Genomic DNA, 24,179 nt, shown 5'->3' with positions numbered 1-24,179 from the left:
AATGAAACACTTCGATTACATCTTTACCGGAACCGGATTATCTGCCTTGATGACCGTTTATAAAATGGTGCTTTCGGGAAAATTCAAAGACAAAAGTATTTTGCTTATTGATGAAAACACTAAAAAAGCGAACGACAGAACTTGGTGTTTTTGGGATAAAAATGATACTCTTTGGGAAGATTCAATTTCTAAAAAATGGAATTTGGCTTTATTTGTCAATGAAGACTTTCGTCGGGATTTAGATTTAAAACCGTATCACTACAATATGGTGAAAGGTTTGGGCTTTTACAACCAAGTGTTTGATTTGATTTCGAAACAAGAAAACATCACTTTTGTCAATCAAAAAGTATTAGAAATCGAAGAATCGGAAAACATAATTCTGATACAAACTGATGCGGAAAGTTTCTCCTGTTCTAAAGTATTCAATAGTATTTACAACAAACGAAAAGTAGAAAATCAAACTAAATATCCTGTTTTACAACAGCATTTCATTGGTTGGTTTATAAAAAGCGAACAGCCTGTTTTTAATCCAGAACAAGCCACTTTCATGGATTTTTCGGTAGAGCAAAGAGGAAATACGCGCTTTATGTATGTGTTGCCTGCTTCCAGAACCGAAGCTTTACTGGAATATACTTTGTTTTCTCACAATAATCTTGAAAAAGCGGAATATGAAACTGAAATCAAAAAATACATTCAAAATCTTGGTATCACTAATTATGAAATCATAGAAAAAGAACAGGGAAGTATTCCTATGACCTGTTATCCTTTTTGGAAATTGAACACTAAAAACGTCATCAATATAGGAACTTCCGGCGGTTGGACCAAAGCCAGCACCGGCTATACTTTTAAAAATTCGGATAAAAAATCTACCGAATTGGTTTCGTTTCTACAAACGGAGACTGATTTTACCAAGTTCCATAAAAAGAGTAAATTCTGGTTTTATGATTTGTTGCTTTTGGATATTTTAGATCGAAAAAATGAATTGGGAAGCACTATTTTTTCGTCCATGTTCAAAAAAGGAAATCCTACGTTGATTTTTAAATTCTTGGACGAAGAAACGAGTCTTTTAGAGGACATTCAAGTGATCTTAAAATGTCCTAAAATGCTATTTATTAAAGCCCTATGTCATGTTATTATCAAAACAATGAAATAACAATCAAACTATAACAAAACTTTATTGCACAAATAAACGTGTTGGTTTTAAACTTTGTAACTTTGTAACTTGAAATTATCAATTTTAATATAAAAAATATGTATCCAGAAGAAATGGTAAAACCGATGCAAGCTGAATTAACAGCTGCAGGTTTTCAAGATTTACATAGTGCTGAAGCAGTTGAAAACGCAATTAAAGCTGAAGGTACAACACTAGTGGTAGTAAACTCAGTTTGTGGTTGTGCTGCAAGAAACGCACGTCCGGGAGCAAAAATGAGCTTAGATGGGGCAAAAAAACCAGACCATTTAATTACTGTTTTTGCAGGTGTTGACAAAGATGCAGTTGACGCTGCCAGACAACATATGTTCCCTTTTCCTCCATCATCGCCAAGTATGGCTTTATTCAAAAACGGAGAATTAGTTCACATGTTAGAGCGTCATCACATTGAAGGTCGCCCAGCAGAATTAATTGCTGAGAACCTAAAAGATGCTTTCAACGAGTATTGTTAATTCAACAAAAAAGAAATAAAAAACCACGATTCACTTTCGCTGAATCGTGGTTTTTTTATACCTATTTCTCAAAAGAAAACATTAAGTAACTGTGTCGCCCCCTTTTCTAAAACCGATCAACTTTCGGTATTTTAATTCTGTTTCTTTCAATTCCTCTTCCATTTGTTTGTACTTACTGATGTCTTTTATAGTAACAACAGCCGCAACCACATTATTATCCTGATCCACTAATGGCCTGCCGCTAATAAGGACCCTTCTCTTTTGTTGCGCAACGGGATTCCAAAGAACAACTTCAACATCATTTGTTTCTTCTCCATCCAATGCGCGTTCCATTGGTAATTTTTGGGAAGGAAAGACCGTTTTTTCATCAGGAAAATACAGCTCAAAATGATCCGTCAAATTAGACGATATTTTATCATCCTCTTCAATTCCAAAAATCTCATTGGCCATATAATTAGCCATTACTACTTTCCTTTCTGCATTGGCAACAATAACGCCTTCACTGATATTCTCTAAAATCAATCGTAACTTTTCTTCATTCTCATACAATTCATCAACGATTTTTTTACTTTCAGTTATATTTCTTACAAAACCAATAAAAAGATATTTTTCGCCCAGTTTGATTGGTGAAACACTAATAGACACCGGGAATTCAGTTCCTGCTTTATTAACCGCTTCTATCTCGTATGTTTTATTTATGATAGCTCCTTCTCCAGTAGTTAAAAAATGGTCCATCCCTTTTTTATGGGATTCTCGATGTTGAGTTGGAATAATGAATTCATACAAAGGTTTCCCAATAATTTCGGCTGTTTTCCATCCAAAAACAGATTCCGCCTTTGGATTCCATCTTAAGATATTGCTTTCACCATCAATTACGATAACCGGATCGGGTGCGCCATCAAAAATGGTTTGTATTTGTTTTTCATTCTCTTTTAATTTCTCCGTGTAATTATTTAACAATTCTTCATCAATTCTTTTTTGGCTGATATCACGTAAAACAGCATATATCATTCCCGCTTTAACATCCGTTGCTATCACTGATTCAGTCCATTTATAAGAACCGTCTTTGCACAATAAAGGGAATATAACATCTGCCTCTACTGGCTCTCCTTTTAAACGCTTTTCCCTTCTTTCACTGACAATTTTCACATAATCTGGATGCAGTAGATCTAAAAGTGATATTTTCTCTAAGTCATTTTGATTATACCCCAAAATTTTAGTGAAAGCAGGATTAATTTTTATGATTTTATTTCCTTTTTCAACAAAAAAAGCATCAAATGACATCTCAAAAAAACTGTTAACTATTTTTAAAGATTGTTCATCTTTAACTTTGTCAGTAATATCACGTGCTACAGAATACACTATGCCTTGCTGTATATCAATAGTGCTATGCCAGTCTAGCCATTTGTAGGTTCCATCTTTACAACGAACACGATATTCAAAATTTACAATTTCATCCCCTTTTAGAAGTTTAGCCAATACTTCATCGGCAATATTCTTATCATCAGGATGCGTTAATTCCGTAAATTTTATGGTATTCATATCTTCTTGAGTGTAACCCAGTGTTTTAGTAAACGCTGGATTTATTTTTATAAAATACTCTCCTTTTGAGACGACAAGCAAGTTATTAGACATATTGAAAAATTTATCGGCAACGACCAAAGAGTCTTCAATTTCTTTTTTAGCCGTAATATCGCTTGCAATTGCATACAACAATCCGGTTGAGGGGTCTGGATAGGTTGACCAAGAAAGCCATTTTATTGACCCGTCTTTACAGATATATCTATTTTCGAAATTTATTGTTGAGATACCGGTCTGAAGTTTAGCAACTTCTTTTTTTGTGACATCAATATCATCACGGACCGTAAATTCCAGAAAGGGTTTACTCAATAACTCTTCCTCTGAATACCCTAAGATTTTACTGGTAGCCGGATTAACCTTTATAAATTTATCCTTTGAGGCTATAACCATAATATCTAATGACATGTTAAAGAATTTATCTGCCGCTTTAAACGAGTCTTCTAGTTTCTTTCTTTCTGAGATATCCGTCGAAATTCCGCCAATAGCATAAATCCTTCCTATTGAATCATACAAAGGAAATTTTACCGCGATATAAGTATGAGGACCATCCGATTGTTGGATAGTTTCCTCTGTTTTTAGTTCTCGTAATGCTTTTACCACTTCAAGATCAGAATTTCGATAAACATCAGCCACTTCTTTTGGTAAAAAATCATGGTCTGTTTTCCCTATTATTTCTTCATTCAGGATTTGAAATAAAGATCCAAATTGTTTATTAATCAATACATATTCTCCATTTATTTTTTTAATAAATATAGGATTCGAAGTGTTATCAATGATAGATTGAAGCAGTTGTTTGTTTTCTAATAGTAAGTTCTGGGAAATATTTTTAGCACGTAATTGCGCCTTAATTATAAAATAGACGATGGTCAGTAAAACAATAGAAAGGACAAATAAGGAAAGTTCTATCCAATTTAACACAGAATCATTTGTTTGATCTCTTTGCTTGTCAAGCCGCGAAATAAAAACCCATCCTGAAGCAATGACAACTAGTAAATTGATAATAAACCCCAGCAATATTTTTTTTTCAAAGGAAATTTTCATGGTAAAAATGGCGTTAAATTTAACATTTATTAACGGCAACAAACCGAATAATCATCTACATATATACATGAAAGTTAGTGAATTATATTCAATTAGCAAAAACGATTTTTACACATCTACTCTGAACAACCCACTACTCCGCAAAAGAAATATTTGTATCCAAAACCAAACAAATATACCAAGGTGTTATAACAATCTTTAGGATAAAAAAAAAGAGAAGCTACCCTAAAGTAACTTCTCTTATATATTTAAAAAAATAATTAATTTCTACTTGCAGCTCCTGGTATATTTTCGTTTTCAGGGCTAATTTTACTAAACTCTACAACTCCTGTTTTTGATGCCCATTCGTTATAAGAAGTCGAAAGTTTGTTAACAATAGCAGGATTACTATCGGCTACATCTTGAGTTTCACCTCTATCCTTTTCCAAATCGTACAATTCCCATTTGTATTTTGGATAAGTAGAAACCAACTTCCATTTTCCATCTCTCACAGCCCTGTTGCCCGCTCTTTCCCAGAACAAAGGTTCACCTCTATTCACTTCGGAATCTCCGTTGAATAGGACTGGTAAAAGACTTTTTCCTGCCAAATAATTGGTTTTCAATCCATTGTATTTCTTTGGATATTCAATACCTGCCAACTCGTAAAATGTTGGTGCCAAATCAATAATATGCCCTGTTCCTTTATCAATTCTTCCTGCTTTAATTTTGGAAGGAAACCAAGCTATGAAAGGAGAACTGAAACCTCCTTCGTGCATATCGTTTTTATATTGACGAAAAGGGGTATTGGAGAGTGAAGCCCAATTTTGTTCCTGATAATCGAATGAACCTGAAGTTCCAACGGGTCCGTCATTTTTCACCAAACCTCTTTTAAGCGGATTATACGTATTGAAACCACCCTGCGCTCCATTATCAGAAATAAATACAATGATTGTATTTTTATCTTTCTTTAAGTCTTTCAATTTCTTTAAAACTTTCCCAACATTTTGGTCCATGTTATCGACCATAGCGGCATACACTTCCATTTTGGCTTTCCAGAATTGTCTTTCATCATAGGTCAATTTATCCCATTCTGGCACTTCCAAGTCTCTTTGAGCTATCGTTTGACCCGGTAAAATGATTCCATTTTCCTTTAGTTTTTGGATTCTGTTTTCTCTCAACACATCCCAACCTTTGTCAAACTTACCTCTGTATTTAGCAATGTCTTCTGGTTTGGCCTGCAGTGGCCAATGCGGTGCTGTAAAGGCGAGATACAAAAAGAAAGGTTTATGCTCTTTGTTTTGTTCCTCCAAAAATTCATTCGCATTTTTCCCTATTTCATCTGTAAAATAATAGGAATCATCTTTTGGATTTTGCTTTTCATTATTTTTCAAAAGCGTTACTGGATATCCCGTTTTTCCAAAAGGTAGCGGTTTTACATCAAAATAATTGGCTGCTCCTTTCAAAACTCCATAAAATTTATCAAATCCTCTTTGGTTAGGCCATTGAGCAGGATCTGTGGAACCCACATGCCATTTTCCCGACATCAAAGTGCTATAACCGCCGCTTCTAAAAACTTCTCCCAAAGTCAAAGACTCTTTATTGAGAAAACCCTGATAGGCGGGCAGTCCTAAATTCACATCAAAATAACCAACACCCGCTTTATGTTGGTATTGTCCAGTTAACAAAGAAGCTCTGGTGGGTGCACAAATCGAATTATTATAAAACTCCCGTAAAATCAATCCTTCTTTAGCCAATTTGTCCAAATTAGGAGTACTAATTTCTGACCCATAACTTCCCAAATCAGAATATCCCATATCATCTACCATAATCAGAATGACGTTTGGTTTTGATGTTTCGGTAGTCATTTTATTTTGGGCTTGACCTAAAAAAGCGACCGCTATTAAAAAGTTTAGGGTTATAACTGTTCTCTTCATTTTTTTAATTCTTTAAAATCTTATTTATATTTACTATAAATCCGAAGACTTATTTTTTATTCCTTTCTATTATTTATCCTTCACACATCTAAATCCCAAGTGATTACAGGCACTTGTCGTTTCTCCTTTGCCACGGCTTCCTGCCACATATCGAATGCAATATTGGTCGCTACACAAATAGGAACCACCTCTTTGAACGTGTTTTTCTACTTCGGGTTCTTCGGGATCATTACTCGTTAAAGGACCTTTGGGATTATCATTAGCACTAGTTGCATAATAATCATCCCGGTATAAATCGCTACACCATTCCCATACATTTCCTTCTAAATCATAAATTCCAAAAGGATTTTTGGGAAAAGATTTCACTGGAGCTGCACTTACAAAACCGTCTTCGGCTGTATTATTATTAGGGAAAGTTCCCTGAAAAATATTGGCCACCCATTTACCGTTTGGTTTAAGTTCTGTTCCCCAATAATATTTGGTATGTGGTCTTCCTGCTCTGGCGGCAAACTCCCATTCAGCCTCCGTAGGAAGTCGTTTTCCTGCCCATTCTGCATACGCCAGAGCATCTAGATAACTAATTTGGACCACAGGATTATTTTCAAGTCCTGCGATACTGCTTTCCGGCCCTGAAGGATGTTGCCAACTGGCTCCTGGCACATATTGCCACCATTGTTGCATATTCTCTAAAGAAACCTTGCCTGTTGGTGGCGAAAACACAGCCGAACCTGGCACTAATTTATCTAGCGGAATACCTGGATAATCATCCGGATTTAATGGTCTTTCTGCGATTGTTACATATTTAGTGGCTGTTACAAAAGCCGTAAATTGGGCATTCGTTACTTCGTGTTCGTCCATCCAATATCCTTTTAGACTCACTTTATGAACTGGTTTTGCATCAGGATAATCATTGGTTCCCATATTAAAATCTCCTCCTGCTACCCAAACCATTCCATTTGTTGAAGTAGTCCCATTTTCTTTGGAAGCATTTCCAATAGATTCCAACAACAATGCTTTTTTAGAAGTATTTGCCTTGCACATAGCTTGACAGCTAGTTGTAGCAACCATCACACCTTTGCTTTCTTGTGCAAAAGAGGATAAACCCGACAAAACAATTCCTGCAATTAAACTATATATTTTCATGTTCTTATATTCATCTTTAGTTTACCCGATTTTTAAATATCATTGTGTTTAAAAAAATATTCCTAACAGGTTAAAAAACTTGTTAGGAATTATAATCCTTAACTTAATTCCATTTTCAAATAATTACTAGGGATAAGTGATAACTGTTTTATTATTTTTTAGGATTGAACTTGTTCATAATAACTTGTACTCGGAAAAACGGGATTACTTTTTTTAGTAATTGGAACTGCAAGAACACCCGCTGCTAAAGCACTACCTTCTTTTTTAGATTTGAATATTGGCCAAAGAAATTGTGCATACCACTCTTCTTGTTTGTATGATTTCATTCCATACGATTTTGGGAATTTACGAGTAATCAAGCCCGTTCCAAAAATCACATCCCAAAGGAAAAACATATTTCCGAAATTGCCTTTAAAATGACCAATCCCATCTCCGCTAGTATCCGCATGATGTGCGTGATGCGTGGCAGGAGTCGAAATTAAACGCTCCAAAACCCAAGCAATAGGATGTAATATTCTGTATTTATAGAATGGTTTATCCCAAGCAATACTCGAATGTGCACCCAATGTGATGAAACTTTTTATAACCAGAACAAATAAAGCCGGTAATCCTAAACCTAAAAACGTTAAAGTAGCCGTCAAGTAAATTTGAGAGAAAAACACCGTGTAAATGAAGTTTTGTCGCGAAAGCATCGCCATTCCCATATAAGGAGCCGAGTGGTGCGTTCTATGAAAACGCCATAAAAACGGCACTTGATGGTGCAAACGATGGTACCAATATTGCGTTAAATCATCGGCTACGGCAATCAGGAAAAAGGCTCCCCAAAAAGGCACCCAAGAAAGTGTGTTTTGAAGATTTGGAATTAAATACGGTAAAACTGTTAAGCTAAAAAAAGCAACTACAGGAGGTAAAAGCAATTTTGGCGCAAGAAAACAAATAATATCTATTTTGCGTTCTTCTCCTGTCCATTCGTCATCGTATAAACCTGCCGCAAATTCGATAACTCCTAAAACCAACATAAAAGCGATTAATCCCCAAGTGCGGATATTCTCGAATGCGGGTTTTGTAAATTCTAAAAATGATGGTAATACAAGATGTGATTCGCTAACGATACCATTATTTAGTTTGAAATAAAGATAAATGGCCAACACTGGCAGCGTGTACAACAAAAGACTGATGCTCAAATCTCTTGTTAATTTTCTTTTTAAATTTTGATCTATTGCCATGATTTTTTATTTTAAAAATTGATTTATTAATGCTAATCCCCCAGCCAAAATAACTAGCGGAACTAAAAACACAATTGCCCCAACGACAATTTTTTTTCCTATTATTTGAAAATCTATTAGTTTCATATGTATAATTTTAAAAGAATCAGGTCTTTTTAGGTTCTAACAATAGACCTGAATTCTAGATTGAGTTATTAATTAGTGCTACCCGTCTGAGGTGCTTTATGAATTAATTCCTGAATATTTTGATTTTTATCACCTGAAGGGTTATGTATTCTTCTACCCAATACATCTTGCCAATCAATTAACGGATACAGGTTATTCGCTTTGGCTTGCTCTTCAAACAATTTTTTAAGTTCCTCTAATTTTTCAGGATACTTTTTAGCCAGATTATTACGCTCGTTAAAATCTTCATTCAAGTTGTACAATTCCCAAACATCAGTATCAAAATTAGTTGCTGTTGGTTTTTCATTTTTACCTAAAGCGCTTTTTAAGGCAAAAGAATCCGGAAGATGCGCTGCACCAGCTTTCCAACCGTCTTTGTAAATGGCTCTGTTTCCAAAAATATAATAGTATTGTACTTTGTGTAAGGATTCGGCTTTAGCATCATTTAACGAAGTATATAAAGAAGACCCTTGTATAATGTCTTGCTTAATTTCGCGGATATATTGTGGTGCTTTAATTCCGGCAATATCCAATGTAGTAGGAAGTATATCCGTTACATGACTGTATTGGTTTCTGATTCCTCCTTTTTCTTTAATCCCTTTTGGATAATGAATAATCAATGGATTACGTGTTCCCCCTTCTGATTGTGCATCTTGTTTCCAATTTTTAAAAGGGGCATTGGTAGCTTGCGCCCATCCCAAAGGATAATTAGTATTCAACCCTTTTGCGGTACCAATCTCTCCAATATTGTCTAAATTAGACTGGAAGTTTTTTTCTTCAGATACCCCTTGGGAAAAAAGATTTTGGCTAATCGTACCTTGTGTAGTACCTTCTTTACTGGCTCCATTATCCCCAATGGCAACAAAAATCAGGGTATTATCCAATTGATTACTTTCTTTCAAATAATTGATCACTCTTCCTATTTCGTGATCCGTATAGGTGAGATATCCTGCATACACTTCCATAAATCTGGCATATACTTTCTTTTGGTCTGGAGTTAGTTTTTTCCAATCAGCAATAAGCGGATTACGTTCCGGCAACACCGCATTAGCAGGAATTACCCCTAATTTCTTTTGATTGGCAATCACCTTTTCGCGATATACATCCCAACCTTCGTCAAATTTTCCTTTGTACTGGTCGCTCCATGATGCGGCTACTTGGTGTGGTGCATGAACAGCTCCTGGTGCATAGTATAAAAAGAACGGTTTTCCCGGTGCGGCCTTTTGTTGTTTAGTAATGTAGCTAATGGCTTTATCGGTAATTTGGTCCGTTAAATGGCGGCCGTCAGGTTTTACATGTGCCTGATCTTCTATTAAATCAGGATTGTATTGATCCGTTTGTGACCCTAGGAAACCAAAGAAGTGATCGAATCCTTTCCCTGTTGGCCATCTGTCAAAAGGACCTGCATCTGTAGCGTCTTCATCAGGAGTTACTCCATATTTACCCACCGCAAAAGTGTTGTATCCATTATCTCGTAAAATCTCGGCAATCGTTCCTTTGTCTGATGGAATTTTTCCATCCCAACCTGGAAAACCTGCCGATAAAACAGTGTGTGAAAAACCACTAACGTGAACTCTTCCTGAATTTCTACCGGTTAATAATGCCGCACGGGTTGGCGCACAAATTGCCGTAGTATGAAAATTAGTATATCGCAATCCATTATTAGCCAAAGCATCAAAAGTTGGCGTTTGTATCAACCCTCCAAAAGCACTGGAAGCACCGAATCCTACATCATCCAGCAAAACCCAAACCACATTAGGCGCTCCTGCAGGAGCTTTTACAGGCTGTGGCCAATATTCTTTTGATTCGGCCAAGGTTTTGCCAATAACGCCTTTGTAATTGGCGTCTGATTTATTTTGGGCAAAGCCAAATTGTGCAACAAGTAAAGCTGTAATTAAAAGCCCTTTTTGAGGGCTTTTGAATTTGAAATTAGGTTTAAAAATTTTCATCGTTATATTTTTTTATTGTTTTTAAGAGATTAATAACCATCATTTTGTGGTAATCCTACTGGATTAATATTTCGCTCACTTTGAGGAATTGGATACAAATTGTTTCGTTCTGAAACCGTATTTTTAGCCGTTACTTTTTTCACTTCGGTAACCAAAGTTCCCCAACGCACTAAATCAAACCATCTCTGTCCTTCCTGAACAAATTCTTTTTTACGCTCTTCTCGAATAGCTTCTCTTAATTGAAAAGTTGTAAGTCCTATTAAATCTACTGTTAGGTCTGGTGTGAAAATTGGTTTTCCAAAAGCTCTTCTTATTACTTGGTTCACAAGTTCCAAAGATTCAGTGGTTGCTCCATCTTTCTCGTTAATCGCTTCTGCCAAAGACAATAGAACATCAGCATAACGAATAATCGGGAAATTGATAGCCAGATTCCCTGGTGCTGCCAAATTGGTCACATCTAGATATTTACTAAAAATTGGCTTGGGAAAAGTATACAGCGTTCCTGTGGCAGGATTGAGTAATTGTTTGGTATAACTCACATCTCTTCTGGTATCTCCTGTCGCATAAATGTCATAAAACAAGGCTACATCCGAAATAATATCTGCTGGTTCCGTGGCAGTAAATCCAGTGAAAGAAGTAGCCTGAAAAGTACTGCCGCTAGAACCATTGCCTGCTTGATTAGGCTCGAACTGAACAGAAAAAATATGTTCTTTTCCATTCTTCTTCGTTTTATTGAACACATCAGCGAAATTTTCGAAAAGTGCATATCCGTAACCGCCATTAATAACTTCCTTCGCTTTTAGAATAGCATTTGGCCAATCTTTTCTGGTCAAATATACTTTGGCTAAAATGGCTTTTGCAGCACCCGAAGTGGCACGACCTACATTCGCTCCGGTATAAGTTGACGGAAGATTTTCGGCATCTTTTAAGTCTGAGATAATTTGTGCGTAAACGGCATCCACAGAAGCTCTATTTGATTTTAGACTCTCTACATTAATTGAAGTTGGCTCATGTAAAACGATTGGAACTCCACCCCAAAGGCGAACTGCCTGAAAGTACAATAACCCTCTGATGAATTTAGCTTCATTAATCAATCTGGTTTTGACAACATCAGGACCTTGCACATTAGGAATATTATCAATCGCCACATTGGCTCTATTGATTCCGTTATAAATTTGGCGCCAAGCTAATTGAATACGATCTGAAGTGGCATCGTGAGTCAAACTGCTTAAGGCTCTTACTTGAGGATTCGTTGCAGAAACTCCGGCTGCTGCATAATCAGAAGCCATGTCTGTCAAGAAATATAAATTTCTACCAAATAAGCTTTGCTCACCTGGTTCAATATTCAAAGAAGCATACACTGCCGTCACGCTGGCTGTGGCATCATCCTGAGTTTTGAAGAAATTTTCTTTGGTAATAAAAGAGGTAGGTGTTACCTCTAAATCCGTGCACGATATCAAAAGGCTGGCACTTAATAGGAATGTTATTATTGTCTTTTTCATTGTTATATTTTTTTTATTTAAAATCTTATAGCTTCTGTGAATAGAATTCTTGCTACTGCGTTTGTATTTATGACCAACTACTATCGGTCATCAATTACAAACAAATACATTCGCCTCTGGTCTCCCCATCCTTTGGAGGGGGCCGGGGAAGATTAGAAAGTTACGTTCAAGCCCGTGATGAATGTTTTAGAATTTGGATAAGCACCAAAGTCAATTCCGGGATATAAATTGTTTTGTTCGTAAGAACTTACCTCTGGATCATAGCCAGTATATTTAGTCCAGGTAATTAAGTTTTCGGCAGATACATATACTTTAATGCTCTTGGTTCCTATTTTTGAAGAAAGACTTTTAGGAAGTGTATAACCTAAAGTGATTGTTTTTAATCTCAAAAAGGAAGCATCTTCTACGTAACGTTCCGAAACTATCCCCAGTGGAGAACTAGAGGCTCTAGGAATTTCATTACTTGGATTAGTAGTGGTCCAACGGTCTTCCAGCGTAGCCGCGGCATTGGTTCCAAGTGTAGAAATTTCTAGTTGTTGGTTCAAGGCGTTAAATATTTTACCTCCATAACTACCTTGGAAAGAAAAATTCAAATCGAAATTGTTATAATAAATCGTGTTGCTAAAACTTCCAACAAATTTAGGTTGTGAACTTCCTAGACTACCTTTGTCTGCAGCCGAGATTATTCCGTCTCCATTGGTGTCCACGTATTTTCTGTCACCCACCTTTGTGTTGGCGAGACTGTTTATTTTAGGTTGGGTATTGATTTGTTCTTGGGTTTGAAAAATACCGTTGGTTTTGTATCCCCAAAAAGTTCCCAATGGCTCTCCCACTTTTACCGTTACGGGTTGTTGTTGCAACAAAGAACCGTTTGGAACTACCGGGAAAAATTGTTTCACCCCATTTCCTATTTCAACCACTTTGTTCTGGTTGGTCGAAAACACAAAGTTCGAATTCCAAGAGAAATTTTCTGTTTTTAAATTTTCTGTTATCAAGCCAATTTCAATTCCTTTATTTACAACCCCTCCAATATTTTGAAGAACAGTAGCAAAGCCTGAGGTCAATGGAACTGGCACATTGATAAGCAAATCATTTGTTTTTTTGTAGTAAACATCAAAAACGAAATTTACTTTTCTGTCCAATAATGACAAGTCCAAACCAGCATTATATTGGGTGGTTTTTTCCCATCTTAAATCTGGATTTGCTAGACGAGTGGGTGCCAATCCTGTTTGTACTGTACCACCAAAAGCATAATTGACAGAACCGATCGAAGCCAAAGAAAGGTAATTTCCAATTTCTTGATTCCCTGTTGTTCCTGCGCTTAATCTAAATTTTGCTTCCGTTACACCTTTTATATTTTTAGCAAAATCTTCTTCGGTAATGTTCCAAGAAAATCCTGCTGATGGGAAATAGCCCCAAAGCGATTTCGAACCAAATCTTGAAGAACCATCTGCACGTGCTGATACCGTAAAATTGTATCGCCCTTTATAAGAATAATTTACTCTGGTCAACCATGATTTCAATACACTTTCGAATGCATCACTATACGGTTTTACAGCCACACCATCTTGCAAAGCGTTGTAGGCATTAGCATCATTTACAAAAGTATTGGCACCTGCATTAACAACCTCTCCTTGTGTATATTGAAGCGTATATCCTGCCAAAGCTGAAAACTTGTGGTCCTCTCCAAAACGGGTATTGTAATTCAACGTATTTTCGTTCAACACTGAACTTACTAATCTATAACCAACGGAAGCTAATCCCTTAGTTGAAGCCCCAGTGGTAGTATTGGATGGTGCATAATAATTTTGTTTAGTATTAATCACATCACCGCTCACAGCAACTTTAGCAGTAAGTTCTTTGTTAATTTTATACTCCCCAAATAAACTGGTCAAAATTCTGTTAATTTTAGTTTCGTTGGTCGTGTTTTCCAAATCGTTGATTGGATTGGGTATATAACCATTCACTGAAGTCGCATAAGGATTATTGGTTACATTATAACTTCCGTCAGCATTTTTAATGGGAACTACTGGAGCCGTCAACAATACACTAACCAATGCATTAGGATTTCTACCACCACCTGTCGACCCAATACCATTCGATATGGAATTGCTATAATTGGCATTCACCCCAAATTTGAATGCTTGCGAATAATTTCTCTCATAATTGGCACGAAGCGAAATTCGTTTAAAGTCAGATCCAATCACGATTCCTTTCTGATTAAAATAGGCTGATGAAACAACATATCTAGAGCGATCGTCTCCACCAGAAAATGTCAATTGGTGATTTTGAACTGGAGCATTTCTGAAAGCTGCCGATTGCCAGTCATATCCTCCTGAAGTTTTCAGCGCTTCTATTTGAGCGGGAGAAAAAGAAGGTGCTTGACCTATACTTGCCTGAACATCGTTACGCAAACTTGCCCATTGGGAAGCATCAAGAAGGTCTAGTTTTTTAGAGATTCTCTGGGTACCAAAATACGTTTGAAACGAAATACTATCTTGTCCTTTGATTCCTTTTTTGGTAGTAATAAGTACCACGCCATTGGCCCCACGTGACCCGTAAATCGCTGTGGCAGAAGCGTCTTTCAATACTTCAATAGACTCAATATCGTTAGGATTGATAGTGGAAAGCACATTAATTCCAGCGCCAGAAAAAGCCACTCCGGCAGTCCCATTATTATTGTCATTGTAAATCAACACTCCATCTATAACATAAAGTGGCTCATTACCTGCCGTGATGGAGTTTCCTCCTCTAATACGAACACTGGAACTAGCACCCGGTTGTCCTGAACTTTGAGTAACAACCACTCCTGAAACTGCACCTCTCAATAAGTTGTCTGCAGAGGAAGTAACTTGATTTAGGTTTGCTTTTGGAACTGAGGAGACTGCACCAGTGATATCCTTTCTTTTTTGAGTGCCATAGCCTACCACTACTAACTCATTTAGTTCTTGGAGATCTTGCTTCAAGTTAATGATAGTCGGGCTGCCATCTACAATTACTTCTGCTTTTTTATACCCAATATAACTTACAATTAAAGTATAAGGAAACTTTTGCCCGGTTTGAAAATAAAATTTTCCTTCTGCATCCGTTGTAACAGAATGCGTTGTTCCTTTAATAGTTACTGAAGCTCCAATAATAGGTTCATTTGTTATTTGATCAATTACTTTTCCATCGAGTTTAGACTGGATAAGTGGTTTGGTTTCTTGAGCATTAATTCCTACTGAAATTAGTAAAATGCATAACCACGTATATATGTTTAATTTTTTTTTCATTACTTTGTTATGGTTTAATAAATAAGGCGAGCCGAAAAATTGATTTTTTCAACTTTCGCTTTCCTTTTAGAGATGAACATTTTTTTTTAAGCCTGCCATTTCTGTTCCCGCAGAAATGGCTTTTTTTATTTACAGCACATTCGTTTTTCCATTTTTGTTTATTTATTTATTATTATGTCTATTTTGATAAAATTTTGAGGGATTTTATATTCCAAAACATCCAAAAAACTTACGTAGTAAATTACTTTGAATTTGATATTTAGGAAATATAAAATGATTTAGATTGAAGTATTTTAACAACAGCAACACATTCGGCATGGAGCGCCAAATGCAAAAGATACCTGCATGATCAAAAAAGAAATGTATTTGATAGTCTTCAAAATTTATGCTTTTGTTGTGATAAATGTAGTTTTTTAAACTCTACTATTCCTATAGACAAATGTAAGTTATAAATTTAAACCACCAAAAATTTTATTAATTTTTTTAAAAAAAAGTTAATTTTATCAAAATTAAAATGCAGTTTCATTCAATAAAGTCAATTTCAATAAGAAGTTAATCTATTAAAATTAAGCATATTAATTAATAAAATGAAATAAATTTTCGTCTTTTAGAAAAACATTATACCCGATCAACTTCATCAAAATTTTAGGGAAATGTATATTAAAAACAGCTTTTTTAAACCACTCAAAGGATCTTTAAAGAAAGAGAATCTGACTCTTCTTGGCATAAAAAGTGTCGCATTCTAATTTTACTCTCCTTTTTAATCCAAATTAACACCCATTTCTAAAAGAAGTCAGGGAGCTAAATTTTTTTATATTCATAAAGCAATTATTCTACAATTTGTTACTTTTGCACCGTTCAAGAAAATTCACTTGAATATTTTATCGAAAATAAATTTCTCAACTTAAAACTGTTTATAGCATGCAACTGTATAACACCTTAAGCGCAGAAGAAAGAGCCATCATGATTGATGATGCCGGAAAACAACGTCTTACGTTGTCTTTCTATGCTTATGCGCAAATCTCAGATCCAACACAATTTCGTAACGAATTATTCCTGGCTTGGAACGCTCTTGAAGTTCTTGGGCGAATCTATGTAGCCAGTGAGGGAATCAACGCCCAATTATCACTTCCTGCAGATAATTTCTATGCTTTCAAAGATTCCATCGAAGCCTATGATTTCATGAAAGGCATCCGTTTGAATATCGCCGTAGAACAAGATGATCATTCGTTCTTGAAACTGACTGTAAAAGTCCGTGATAAGATTGTGGCTGATGGTTTAGTGGACGAAACTTTTGATGTAACCAATATAGGTATTCACTTAAAAGCTAAGGAATTCAATGAACTTCTCGAAGACCCAAACACCATTGTGGTCGATATGCGAAATCATTACGAAAGTGAAATTGGACATTTTACCAAAGCCATAAAACCAGATGTTGATACTTTTCGGGAATCATTACCCATTATCGAAGAACAACTTTCTGAACACAAACAAGACAAAAAACTATTGATGTATTGCACTGGAGGAATTCGTTGCGAGAAAGCCAGTGCTTATTTCAAACACAAAGGTTTTGAAAATGTATACCAACTCGAGGGCGGAATTATTGAATACACACGCCAGGTAAAAGCCGAAGGATTAGAAAGTAAATTCATTGGTAAAAACTTTGTATTTGATCACCGCTTGGGCGAAAGAATTACGGATGATATCGTTTCACAATGCCATCAATGCGGAGCACCTTGTGACGTACATACCAATTGTGTGAACGAAGGATGCCATTTACTTTTCATCCAATGTGAGGAATGTGCAACGGCAATGGAAGGTTGTTGTTCAGCTGAATGTGTGAGTGTGATTCATTTGCCGGAAGAAGAACAAAAAGCCATTCGCAGAGGAATAAAAAATGGAAATAAGATTTTCAAAAAAGGAAAATCAGATGTTTTGACTTTCAAAAACAGTGAAGAAACACATGGTATTTTTGTTGCTGACAAACCAAAAATTGCAATCAAAAAAGAACAAAAAATTAAGAAAATCTATATTGGAAAAGGAACCCATTTTTTTCCAAAACCAAGTATTGGTCAATTTCTAATTGAAGAAAACGAAATCAAAATTGGCGATACTATTCTGATCAAAGGTGCTACAACCGGTGAACAAAAATTAGTAATCGAAGAAATGCTGGTTAACGATTTGGCTCAAGAAAAAGCAGTTTCTGGAGACACTTGTACTTTTAAACTGCCATTCAGAATTAGATTATCAGATAAATTGTATAAAATTTTAGACTAATTTCAATACCTTTAACTCCCTTTTATACAATCATATAAAACAACTTAAAATTTAAAAAATGAATAATTTATTTTCAAAATCAGCGATTTTAATTTTACTTTTATCAATGTCGATTGAAATAAATGCCCAATCAAAAAGAAATTTAAAACAAGAAGAAACCAATAAAAAAATTGTCTCTACTCTTTATCAATCTTTGTTTGGCGACAAAGATACTTCAGCAATTGACAAATATATTGTAGAAGATTACATTCAGCATAATCCTATGGTGGCAGATGGAAGAAAAGCACTAAAAGACGGTGTTGAAAAATGGTTTGTTGGTGCACCAAAGGAAAAAATTGACATTCAACATATAGCCGCTGATGGTGATTTGGTTTTTATTCACTTAAAATCTAAAGGTGCTGATGGAAAACTTACTTCAGTTATTGATATTTTTAAACTTAAAAACAACAAAATTGTGGAACATTGGGATGTAATGCAGGCTGTTCCGGAAAAATCAGCAAATAATCATCCTATGTTTTAATTTGTTAAACGATTAAATCCATTGGATTTAATTCCTATTTCTTATCAAAGCTGCTTGAAATCAAATAATTTCAAGCAGCTTTTTTTGTTAAAAACCCCTTTTTTTAGTGTCTGAAAATTTATGATTTTAGTAGTATTTTGGCTTTGAAACATTCAATCAAAAAATACTATCTTTACACATTAAACGTTTTAAGAACTTAAGTTGTGCCAGTCACAACACTACATATAAGATTATGGCATGTACAAGTTGTTCAACTTCTGATGGTGGCTCACCTAAGGGTTGTAAAAATAATGGGACTTGCGGCACCGATAGCTGCAATAAATTAACGGTTTTCGATTGGCTTTCTAATATGAGTTTGCCTAATGGCGATGCTCCATTTGACTGTGTTGAAGTACGTTTCAAAAACGGAAGAAAAGAATTTTACCGCAATACGGAGAAACTAACGTTAAGCATGGGCGACATTGTTGCCACCGTTGCTTCACCAGGACACGATATAGGAATTGTAACTTTGACAGGCGAATTAGTAAAAATTCAAATGAAGAAAAAAGGAGTCAATCATCTAAGCAATGATGTTCCTAAAATCTATAGAAAAGCATCCCAAAAAGATATCGATATTTGGTCCACCGCAAGAGACAGAGAAGAGCCTATGAAGGTTCGTGCTCGTGAATTAGCGATTGCTCAAAAACTGGAAATGAAAATTTCAGATATCGAATTTCAAGGAGATGGATCAAAAGCTACGTTTTACTACACCGCAAATGATCGTATTGACTTTCGTGCATTGATTAAAGATTTCGCTAAAGAATTCAGTACCAGAATCGAAATGAAACAAGTAGGTTTCCGTCAGGAAGCAGCTCGTTTAGGAGGAATTGGTTCTTGCGGAAGAGAATTGTGTTGCTCAACTTGGTTAACCGATTTTAGAAGTGTAAACACCTCAGCAGCGCGTTACCAACAACTGTCTTTGAATCCACAAAAACTTGCCGGACAATGCGGTAAATTAAAATGCTGCTTGAACTATGAGTTAGATACTTACATGGATGCTTTGAAAGATTTTCCAGATTTCGAAACAAAACTGGTAACTGAAAAAGGAGATGCTATTTGTCAGAAACAAGATATTTTCAAAGGGTTGATGTGGTTTGCTTACACCAATAATTTTGCCAATTGGCATGTCTTGAAAATAGACCAAGTCAAAGAAATTGTTGCCGAAAACAAATTAAAAAATAAAGTTTCTTCTCTTGAAGATTACGCAATAGAAATTGTGGTAGAACCAGAGAAAAACTTCAATAATGCGATGGGTCAAGAAAGTTTAACACGTTTTGACCAGCCAAAACCTAAGAAAAAACCAAATAAGAAACGCAAGCCAGCCGGAGAAAATGCTATTGTGGCAAACAATAATAAACCCGCAAACAATAACAACAACAATAACCGTCAGGCTCAAAATGAAAAAAAACCAGTAGCTGCAAAACCTACTGAACCTAGAAAACCTATAATTATTACTAAAAATGAGGCTAAAAAATAGCGCTTTACTTCTTTTGGTGGCAATCCTTTTTTTCTCTTGTGATAAAAAAAGAGTGTTTGATGAATACAAATCAGTTGGCAACGGCTGGAATAAAGATAGCATTGTAACTTTCAATTTACCGAAATTGGACTCCACAAAGCATTATAATTTGTATATAAACCTGAGAGACAATAATAACTATCAATACAACAATATATTTTTAATCGTAGCCATGGAAAAACCAAATGGCTTTACGAAAGTAGATACATTAGAGTACCAAATGGCAAATTCGGACGGAACATTGCTTGGTGATGGGTTTTCTGATATTAAAGAAAGTAAATTATTTTATAAGGAAAATGTAAACTTCAATGGAAAATACAAAATTTATATAAAACAAGCCGTAAGAGAAAATGGTAAAGTTCCTGGCGTGAAGCTTTTAGATGGAATTACAGACGTAGGTTTTAGAATAGAAAAAAAAGATTAAGAAAGTATTATGGCTATCAAAAAAAATAACAATCAGACAAAAAACATTGATAAAGATATCACCTACTACAAAAAGAAATTTTGGAAAATTTTCTTTTATGGAATGGGGATTATCGCTCTGTTTTTCTTATTTGCGTCATGGGGGCTTTTTGGTTCTATGCCTTCTTTTGAAGATTTGGAAAATCCAGATTCCAATTTAGCTACAGAAATTATCTCAGCTGATGGAGTCGTTTTGGGTAAATATTTTGAAAAAAATAGGTCTCAATTAAAGTATTCCGACTTACCAAAAAATCTTGTTCAAGCATTAGTGGCAACTGAAGATGCCCGTTTTTATGAGCATTCCGGAATTGACGGCAGAGGAACATTGAGAGCCATTGCAAGTTTAGGAACAAGTGGTGGAGCGAGCACATTGACACAACAATTAGCCAAACAATTATTTCACGGGGAAGGTTCTAAATTTTTACCTTTTAGAATTGTTCAAAAAGTCAAAGAATGGATCATTGCCATTCGACTAGAAAGACAATACACTAAAAATGAAATTATTGCCATGTATTGTAATGTATATGATTTTGGTAATAATTCTGTTGGGGTAAGTTCCGCGGCAAAAACCTATTTTTCAAAAGAGCCTAAAGATTTGACCATTGATGAGTCCGCAATATTAGTCGGTATGTTCAAAAATTCTGGATTATACAATCCGGTAAGAAATCCGCAAGGGGTCAAAAATCGTAGAAATGTAGTGCTTTTGCAAATGGAAAAAGCAGGCATTATCACTGACCCACAAAAATTAAATTTACAAAGTTTACCCATCACTTTACATTTCAAATTAGAAACACATAAAGATGGTACCGCGACTTATTTTAGAGAATATCTACGTGATTACATGAAAAAATGGGTTGAAGAAAATAAAAAACCGGACGGTTCTGATTATGACATCTACAAAGATGGATTAAAAATCTACACCACCATAGACTCAAGAATGCAGTTGCATGCTGAAGAAGCCGTTTCAGCTCACATGGCAAACCTACAAGAAGAGTTTTTTATTCAATCTAAAGGCAATAAAAACGCTCCTTTTGTTAATATTTCTGAAGTAGAAACACAACGAATTTTAAATCAGGCGATGAAATCCTCCCACCGTTGGGAAGTTCTGAAATCAATGGATAAAAGTGAAGAAGAAATTCTGGCTTCCTTTAAGGAAAAAACAAAAATGAAAGTCTTTACCTGGAAAGGAGAAAGAGATACTATCATGACACCATTGGATTCCATTCGTTATTACAAACATTTTTTACAATCTGGATTAATGGCCATGGAGCCACAAACGGGTAATATAAAAGCTTGGGTTGGTGGTATCAACTATAAATATTTTCAATACGATCACGTAGGACAAGGGGCGAGACAAGTAGGTTCTACCTTCAAACCATTTGTGTACGCCACTGCCATAGAACAATTGAATATGTCTCCTTGTGACTCAATTATTGATGGTCCGTTTATGATTCACAAAGGACGCCATCACGTTACCGAAGACTGGGAACCAAAAAACTCTGACAACAGATACCGCGGAATGGTAACTTTAAAACAAGGTTTAGCAAACTCTATAAATACAGTATCAGCAAAACTAATGGACAAAGTAGGTCCTGAAGCTGTTGTTGATTTAGCCCATAAATTAGGTATAAAATCCGAAATTCCGGTACAACCTTCAATTGCTCTTGGAGCTGTAGAGATTACCGTTCAAGATATGGTTGCTGCTTATAGTACCTTTGCAAATCAAGGTGTTTATATGAAACCGCAATTTATAACTAGAATTGAAGACAAAAGTGGCGTAGTAATCTATGAACCAATACCTGAATCACATGATGTCTTGAATAAAGATATTGCTTTTGCAGTAATTAAATTACTGGAAGGAGTAACCGAAGGTGGTTCTGGAGAGCGTTTACGAACAACTGGCGGAGGTAACGGAGACAATCGTTGGACAGGTTATCCATACTCATTCAGAAACCCAATAGCAGGAAAAACAGGTACGACTCAAAATCAATCTGATGGTTGGTTCATGGGAATGGTTCCTAATCTTGTAACTGGAGTTTGGGTAGGATGTGAAGACCGTTCGGCCAGATTCAAAACCATAACTTACGGTCAAGGAGCAACTGCGGCATTACCGGTTTGGGGTTATTTTATGAAACTTTGCTATGATGACCCCGGTCTTCATGTATCTAAAAGTGATTTTGACAGACCCGCAAATCTTTCTATAAAAGTAGATTGTTACACACCCCGAGCTGTAGTAAAAGACACTACAAATATCCAACAAGATACCGAAGAATTCGAATTGTAAATTTTTTATTAGGAGCTATTTCCAGCTGTACACTGTATCTTTCTAGTCCTGAATTTATTTCAGAATACTGAAACAAATTCAGGACTAGAAAGGATGCCGTTCCCATCTGGGCTAAAAAACACACTATGATCAACAAAAAAGTAAATACCGTTCAAGATGCACTTCAAGGCATTGAAAACGGAATGACAATAATGTTAGGCGGTTTTGGACTATGTGGAATCCCAGAAAACTCCATAGCCGAATTAGTAAAAAAAGAAAACAAGGACTTAACCTGTATTTCCAATAATGCGGGTGTAGATGATTTTGGTCTTGGATTGCTTTTACAAAAACGCCAAATCAAAAAAATGATTTCTTCCTATGTAGGAGAAAATGCCGAATTTGAACGTCAAATGCTTTCTGGAGAACTTGAAGTGGATCTTATTCCTCAAGGAACTTTAGCAGAACGTTGTCGTGCTGCACAAGCAGGAATCCCCGCTTTTTTCACACCTGCCGGTTTTGGAACTGAAGTAGCCGAAGGTAAAGAAACACGTGAATTCAATGGAAAAATGCACGTTATGGAACATGCTTTCAAAGCTGATTTTGCCATTGTAAAAGCATGGAAAGGCGATACTGCCGGAAACTTAATCTTCAAAGGAACTGCAAGAAACTTCAATCCTTGTATGGCTGGAGCTGCAAAAATCACCATTGCCGAAGTAGAAGAATTGCTACCTGCAGGAAGTTTAGATCCAAATGAAATTCATATTCCAGGAATACTTGTAAATAGAATTTTTCAAGGTGTGAATTATGAAAAAAGAATTGAACAAAGAACCGTGAGAAAAATTTTTTAATTATGGCTTTAGATAAAAATCAAATTGCAAAACGTATTGCCAAAGAATTAAAACACAACTATTACGTGAATCTCGGAATCGGAATTCCAACACTAGTAGCTAATTATATCCCCGAAGGAATTGACGTCGAATTTCAAAGCGAAAACGGAATTCTCGGCATGGGTCCCTTCCCTTTTGAAGGCGATGAAGATGCTGATTTAATCAACGCAGGAAAACAAACCATAACTACTTTGCCCGGAGCCAGTTTCTTTGACTCAGCATTCAGTTTTGGAATGATACGTGGCCAACATGTTGACTTAACTATTCTTGGCGCTATGGAAGTTGCAGAAAACGGCGATATTGCCAACTGGAAAATTCCAGGAAAAATGGTTAAAGGAATGGGAGGCGCAATGGATTTAGTAGCCTCAGCCGAAAATATTATTGTAGCCATGATGCACGTTAACAAAGCGGGAGAATCAAAAATTCTTAAAAGATGTACGTTGCCGCTAACCGGCGTGGGCTGTGTTAAAAAAGTAGTAACCGAGTTAGCCGTTTTAGAAATAACACCGCAAGGTTTCAAACTATTGGAACGTGCACCTGGTGTAACTGTAGAACACATTATCGCTTCCACAGAAGCCGATTTGATCATTGAAGGGGATGTTCCTGAAATGATGATTGATTAGACTAAAATTATTTAAATACAAGAGGCTGTCCGAAAAGTAATTTTCGGGCAGTTTTTTTTGTTTATTACTTTGATTCTTCGTATTTTTAAGTACCAAAATCAGCGATTATGCAGCCAGTTTTTAAACCTCATTCGGTTC

General features: G+C 35.8%; 16 protein-coding genes. 9 read left to right on the top strand and 7 right to left on the bottom strand.

Annotation, left to right across the window (positions count from 1 at the left end; translation table 11 throughout):
• The first annotated feature begins 1 nt into the window (after window position 1).
• Together ACM55I_RS00080 and ACM55I_RS00075 are read left to right on the top strand one after the other, a co-directional pair.
• Complete coding sequence (locus ACM55I_RS00080) at window positions 2-1,153, top strand: lycopene cyclase family protein (protein WP_416844760.1); 1,152 nt, start codon at window positions 2-4, stop codon at window positions 1,151-1,153.
• 98 nt (window positions 1,154-1,251) lie between these two features.
• Complete coding sequence (locus tag ACM55I_RS00075; RefSeq protein WP_416844759.1) at window positions 1,252-1,662, top strand: BrxA/BrxB family bacilliredoxin; 411 nt, start codon at window positions 1,252-1,254, stop codon at window positions 1,660-1,662.
• 81 nt (window positions 1,663-1,743) lie between these two features.
• Here the strand turns inward: ACM55I_RS00075 and ACM55I_RS00070 are convergent, their stop codons facing one another.
• From ACM55I_RS00070 to ACM55I_RS00040, 7 genes are all read right to left on the bottom strand, one after another.
• Entirely contained in the window at window positions 1,744-4,284 is a 2,541-nt protein-coding gene (locus ACM55I_RS00070; protein ID WP_416844758.1) for a PAS domain S-box protein, read from the bottom strand.
• Window positions 4,285-4,544: 260 nt separating this feature from the next.
• Window positions 4,545-6,197, bottom strand: coding sequence for an arylsulfatase (locus tag ACM55I_RS00065; RefSeq protein WP_416844757.1), 1,653 nt, complete (start codon window positions 6,195-6,197; stop codon window positions 4,545-4,547).
• A gap of 69 nt (window positions 6,198-6,266) precedes the next feature.
• Window positions 6,267-7,340 carry a formylglycine-generating enzyme family protein gene (locus ACM55I_RS00060; RefSeq protein WP_416844756.1) on the bottom strand — a complete coding sequence of 358 codons (1,074 nt, stop codon included), beginning with the start codon at window positions 7,338-7,340 and terminating at the stop codon, window positions 6,267-6,269.
• A gap of 158 nt (window positions 7,341-7,498) precedes the next feature.
• Window positions 7,499-8,566 (bottom strand): sterol desaturase family protein, encoded by a 1,068-nt coding sequence (locus ACM55I_RS00055; protein ID WP_416844755.1) that lies wholly within the window; start codon window positions 8,564-8,566, stop codon window positions 7,499-7,501.
• 194 nt (window positions 8,567-8,760) lie between these two features.
• Window positions 8,761-10,680: an arylsulfatase gene (locus ACM55I_RS00050; RefSeq protein ID WP_416844754.1), complete on the bottom strand. Its 1,920-nt coding sequence runs from the start codon at window positions 10,678-10,680 to the stop codon at window positions 8,761-8,763.
• 29 nt (window positions 10,681-10,709) lie between these two features.
• Window positions 10,710-12,182 (bottom strand): RagB/SusD family nutrient uptake outer membrane protein, encoded by a 1,473-nt coding sequence (locus tag ACM55I_RS00045; RefSeq protein WP_416844753.1) that lies wholly within the window; start codon window positions 12,180-12,182, stop codon window positions 10,710-10,712.
• 152 nt (window positions 12,183-12,334) lie between these two features.
• The gene (locus ACM55I_RS00040; protein ID WP_416844752.1) at window positions 12,335-15,454 is read right to left on the bottom strand and encodes a SusC/RagA family TonB-linked outer membrane protein; all 3,120 of its coding nucleotides are present in this window, start codon (window positions 15,452-15,454) and stop codon (window positions 12,335-12,337) included.
• Between the two features lie 921 nt (window positions 15,455-16,375).
• Between ACM55I_RS00040 and trhO the strand changes: the two genes are divergently transcribed.
• The 7 genes from trhO to ACM55I_RS00005 all read left to right on the top strand — a co-directional run bounded on the left by trhO (window position 16,376) and on the right by ACM55I_RS00005 (window position 24,041).
• Complete coding sequence (trhO, locus tag ACM55I_RS00035; protein ID WP_416844751.1) at window positions 16,376-17,731, top strand: oxygen-dependent tRNA uridine(34) hydroxylase TrhO; 1,356 nt, start codon at window positions 16,376-16,378, stop codon at window positions 17,729-17,731.
• Between the two features lie 58 nt (window positions 17,732-17,789).
• Window positions 17,790-18,251, top strand: a complete 462-nt coding sequence (locus ACM55I_RS00030) for a nuclear transport factor 2 family protein (protein ID WP_416844750.1) — start codon at window positions 17,790-17,792, stop codon at window positions 18,249-18,251.
• Between the two features lie 232 nt (window positions 18,252-18,483).
• Window positions 18,484-19,767 carry a PSP1 domain-containing protein gene (locus ACM55I_RS00025; protein ID WP_416844749.1) on the top strand — a complete coding sequence of 428 codons (1,284 nt, stop codon included), beginning with the start codon at window positions 18,484-18,486 and terminating at the stop codon, window positions 19,765-19,767.
• Window positions 19,751-20,230 carry a gliding motility lipoprotein GldH gene (locus ACM55I_RS00020; protein ID WP_416844748.1) on the top strand — a complete coding sequence of 160 codons (480 nt, stop codon included), beginning with the start codon at window positions 19,751-19,753 and terminating at the stop codon, window positions 20,228-20,230. The genes ACM55I_RS00025 and ACM55I_RS00020 overlap by 17 nt, the downstream gene beginning before the upstream one ends.
• 9 nt (window positions 20,231-20,239) lie before the next feature.
• Window positions 20,240-22,552 (top strand): penicillin-binding protein 1A, encoded by a 2,313-nt coding sequence (locus tag ACM55I_RS00015; RefSeq protein WP_416844747.1) that lies wholly within the window; start codon window positions 20,240-20,242, stop codon window positions 22,550-22,552.
• Between the two features lie 125 nt (window positions 22,553-22,677).
• Complete coding sequence (locus ACM55I_RS00010; RefSeq protein WP_416844746.1) at window positions 22,678-23,379, top strand: CoA transferase subunit A; 702 nt, start codon at window positions 22,678-22,680, stop codon at window positions 23,377-23,379.
• Between the two features lie 2 nt (window positions 23,380-23,381).
• Window positions 23,382-24,041: a CoA transferase subunit B gene (locus tag ACM55I_RS00005; RefSeq protein WP_416844745.1), complete on the top strand. Its 660-nt coding sequence runs from the start codon at window positions 23,382-23,384 to the stop codon at window positions 24,039-24,041.
• Window positions 24,042-24,179: the final 138 nt, after the last annotated feature.

The sequence above is a fragment of the Flavobacterium algoris genome, assembly GCF_048158525.1.
GTDB lineage: Bacteria > Bacteroidota > Bacteroidia > Flavobacteriales > Flavobacteriaceae > Flavobacterium > Flavobacterium algoris.
This window is presented reverse-complemented; position numbering and strand designations above follow the sequence as displayed.

Bases quoted from the DNA above. Each gene is read 5' to 3' on its own strand.
- ACM55I_RS00065 (WP_416844757.1), bottom strand. From the start codon at position 6,197: ATGAAGAGAACAGTTATAACCCTAAACTTTTTAATAGCGGTCGCTTTT.
- ACM55I_RS00020 (WP_416844748.1), top strand. From the start codon at position 19,751: ATGAGGCTAAAAAATAGCGCTTTACTTCTTTTGGTGGCAATCCTTTTT.
- ACM55I_RS00010 (WP_416844746.1), top strand. From the start codon at position 22,678: ATGATCAACAAAAAAGTAAATACCGTTCAAGATGCACTTCAAGGCATT.
- ACM55I_RS00005 (WP_416844745.1), top strand. From the start codon at position 23,382: ATGGCTTTAGATAAAAATCAAATTGCAAAACGTATTGCCAAAGAATTA.
- ACM55I_RS00030 (WP_416844750.1), top strand. From the start codon at position 17,790: ATGAATAATTTATTTTCAAAATCAGCGATTTTAATTTTACTTTTATCA.
- ACM55I_RS00070 (WP_416844758.1), bottom strand. From the start codon at position 4,284: ATGAAAATTTCCTTTGAAAAAAAAATATTGCTGGGGTTTATTATCAAT.
- ACM55I_RS00050 (WP_416844754.1), bottom strand. From the start codon at position 10,680: ATGAAAATTTTTAAACCTAATTTCAAATTCAAAAGCCCTCAAAAAGGG.
- ACM55I_RS00025 (WP_416844749.1), top strand. From the start codon at position 18,484: ATGGCATGTACAAGTTGTTCAACTTCTGATGGTGGCTCACCTAAGGGT.
- ACM55I_RS00060 (WP_416844756.1), bottom strand. From the start codon at position 7,340: ATGAAAATATATAGTTTAATTGCAGGAATTGTTTTGTCGGGTTTATCC.
- ACM55I_RS00040 (WP_416844752.1), bottom strand. From the start codon at position 15,454: ATGAAAAAAAAATTAAACATATATACGTGGTTATGCATTTTACTAATT.
- ACM55I_RS00080 (WP_416844760.1), top strand. From the start codon at position 2: ATGAAACACTTCGATTACATCTTTACCGGAACCGGATTATCTGCCTTG.
- ACM55I_RS00015 (WP_416844747.1), top strand. From the start codon at position 20,240: ATGGCTATCAAAAAAAATAACAATCAGACAAAAAACATTGATAAAGAT.
- trhO (WP_416844751.1), top strand. From the start codon at position 16,376: ATGCAACTGTATAACACCTTAAGCGCAGAAGAAAGAGCCATCATGATT.
- ACM55I_RS00045 (WP_416844753.1), bottom strand. From the start codon at position 12,182: ATGAAAAAGACAATAATAACATTCCTATTAAGTGCCAGCCTTTTGATA.
- ACM55I_RS00075 (WP_416844759.1), top strand. From the start codon at position 1,252: ATGTATCCAGAAGAAATGGTAAAACCGATGCAAGCTGAATTAACAGCT.
- ACM55I_RS00055 (WP_416844755.1), bottom strand. From the start codon at position 8,566: ATGGCAATAGATCAAAATTTAAAAAGAAAATTAACAAGAGATTTGAGC.